Source organism: Vibrio sp. V12_P9A6T4 (assembly GCF_963874835.1).
Classification (GTDB): Bacteria; Pseudomonadota; Gammaproteobacteria; order Enterobacterales; family Vibrionaceae; genus Vibrio; species Vibrio anguillarum.
Genome location: NZ_CAWNJO010000015.1, coordinates 1 through 3,046, shown reverse-complemented (window position 1 = coordinate 3,046; position 3,046 = coordinate 1). Strand labels below are relative to the sequence as shown.

3 protein-coding genes are annotated in these 3,046 nt (G+C 36.7%); all 3 read right to left on the bottom strand.

The features are described 5' to 3' along the window. Window positions 1-173 precede the first annotated feature (173 nt). A complete protein-coding gene (locus AACQ42_RS00770; RefSeq protein WP_088733299.1) occupies window positions 174-596 on the bottom strand; it encodes a hypothetical protein in 423 nt (140 codons plus the stop codon). A 185-nt stretch (window positions 597-781) separates the two neighbouring features. Further along, window positions 782-1,513: a hypothetical protein gene (locus AACQ42_RS00765; protein ID WP_094165459.1), complete on the bottom strand. Its 732-nt coding sequence runs from the start codon at window positions 1,511-1,513 to the stop codon at window positions 782-784. 184 nt (window positions 1,514-1,697) lie between these two features. Further along, entirely contained in the window at window positions 1,698-2,060 is a 363-nt protein-coding gene (locus AACQ42_RS00760) for a hypothetical protein (protein WP_176429658.1), read from the bottom strand. Window positions 2,061-3,046: the final 986 nt, after the last annotated feature.

Genomic DNA, 3,046 nt, shown 5'->3' with positions numbered 1-3,046 from the left:
GCGTTACTAAAGACACCTAACGCCCGCTTAAGGGGCAGCCAACGCTACTACCAAGCTTACGCATAACACCGTAATCCCGAAAACCAACGCATAGTAAAAATGCCACGCGTTGGCTGTCCCTCTTGAAGCGTTTGTTATGTTACTCTAATTAAACCTCTTCACTTATACACAAATTACGCAGTATTTTTTCTTATCCACAGGTATGCACCAGAGAAATAAACTAGTGTATTAATTACTGTTAGTATTATAGTCTGAATTAAATCTCCTCCAGAAAAAAAACCAAGCACTGCAACAATCAATGACAATATCGCTACATTTCTATATTCATGGATTTTAGATACCTTTGCACAGAAATATCCAGAGTAACAGGAGACCAAACCTCCCAGAAACAATCCAGAGGCAAATAAAGGGGACATCAGATCTATATCACTAATAGCCTCAACCAATTGAGATTCATTAAAGCCACTGCTTTTTAGTTGAGACATATATAGGACAATACAACCTACAGTTACAATTGAAGTGCCAATAACATCAATTAATAATGCCAGAGAGATTGCTTTAACAGGGCTACCTTTTCTATGAGAACTTTGATCCACTTTGAACTCCATTTTAATATTTACAGCTAAATCTATAATATAGAAAAACACATTATAAATAACGCCCGCTTAAGGGGCTTGCAACGCATAACACTAAACTCAAATGAACACCATAACCACCAACACTGAAAATGCTGTGCGTTGACAGTTCCTCTTACGGCGTTTGTTATGTAACTATGTTAGGATTAAAATTTCGTTATCTTAATCGACTTAAGATCAACAAATTTATCTGAACCAATAAAATCATCATTGTTATCAGACGTATCTCCTTGAGTAAATAGGTTCATCCCTGGTAGATAGTCAAAGCTATCGATACCATCACTAACATAAACATTTGCCCCAGTATTTTTAGATATATTTCCAAGACTTACTTTTACTTTATTAACCAAACTCACATCACTAGAACCAGTCGTAAACGAGTTATTGATTCTTACAATTAATTTATTCTCAACCAAGTTACTATTGTTCGTCTTTCTATAATATGAAACCGAACCTAAATCATTGGAAAAAACATTATTACCCCCGATGATAAAACCAGAAGCATGTCTAAAAGACACCACATTGCCACCATCATTAAACTCCAATATAAAATCGCCAGATATCCACTCTGAACCATACACTACATTGGCCATTAGTGATTGATTGCCAATTTTAAGACGAACATCACCATCATCAAAAATTGAATTATTATTTACATCTAGAATAATATCGACTTTCGATTTATTAATAACTGATGTTAGCTGATTATAAAAATCAATATTGACATCTATACCGGAAGAAATTGAAGTAAATTCAAGACCATTACTTTGATACTCTACAACATTATCATCAGTACCATTCGTAATGGCTGTTGAATCTCCCCCATTACAACCGAATAAAGCAAACAAAATAACTGATAATGTTAATTTCTTTTCCATAATCCCAACCACATTAAATTAAAGAGTGACATTATATTCATATTGCGAATATTTACAATAGTTACATAACGCCCGGCTAAGGGGTTGACAACGCATAGCCGGACTCAAAAAACACACCGTAAACACTGAACTTCAATTTTGAACTAAAGTCGCCACGCGTTGGCAATCCCTCTTGAGCCGTTTGTTATGTGCTTTTTGCACCACAAATTTTTTGTAATACTGCCTCAATGACATTATCACTGATTTGTTGACTAACTTCTGATGATGAAATCGGATCGGAAGTATAAAGAAGTCCATTCCCCGTCACTGTAAATTTTCTAGTTTTACAATCAATACTGGTTGGAGCTGATAAATCACCAGATTTACCGTCTCTTCTTATATGTAAGTTCTTCAGATCTGTTAAATCACCATCAATAACCCATTGATCTGAATAGGGTGGCATCTCCAACGGTTCGTCATAAACATAAAGACTGTTAATATCTGATGCACCATGGCAAAAGAAACTAACAAAGACGAAAGCTGTAAATATACTTCTATATCTTTCCATACTACATAATTTGAGTGGACCATAAATCGAGAAACACATAACGCCCGGTTAAGGGGCTGACAACGCAAAACACTGAACTCAAAATAACAGCCATAATCACAAATGCCGATTTGAACAAAAACCGCCACGCGTTGGCAGTCCCTCTTTAACCGTTTGTTAGGCCAACCGATTGACACTGACACTTTCAAAACCAAAGAACGAGCTTTTTTGTAAACTTGAAACCAACTAACCGATTTATTTATAAACCAAAATGCTAAATCAGCAAAGAAACAAAAAACTCAAATTGAGCGGTTTGGAAGAAAAGTGACGAGCGTAGCATACTCGGCGGACGTTTGGATGCTGAAGGTTATTTTGCCGCTAAATTCACAACGATAAACAACCCAACGCGATCAAGAAACAGCAAATATGTGATGATTATTTATCGCTTAAGTTAAGCCACAAAACATGGGATTTACCGTTCAATTCAAACTCGTTTTAGCTGATAAAAACTCACTTTGCCTAACGCCCGGCTAAGGGGTTGACAACGCACCGCCGAACTCAAAAAACCACTGTAAACACTGAACTTCAATTTTGTACTAAAGCCGCCAAGCGTTGACAATCCCTCTTGAGCCGTTTGTTAGGCCAATAGATTGACAACGATACTTTAAAAACTCAAGAACAAGGCTTGTTTGAAAACTGAAAACCAACTAACCGATTCATTTATAACCAAAATGCTGAATCAGCAAAGAAACAAAAAAACTCAAATTGAGCGATTTGGAAGAAAAGTGACGAGCGTAGCATACTCTGCGGACGTTTGGATGCTGAAGGTTATTTTGCCGCTAAATTCACAACGACAAACAACCCAACGCGATCAAGAAACAACAAATATGTGATGATTATTTATTGCTTAAGTTCAGTCTGAGAACATGGAATTTACCGTTCAATTCCAACTCGATTTAGCCGATAAAAACTCACCTTGCCTAACGCCCGGCTAAGGGGTTGACAAC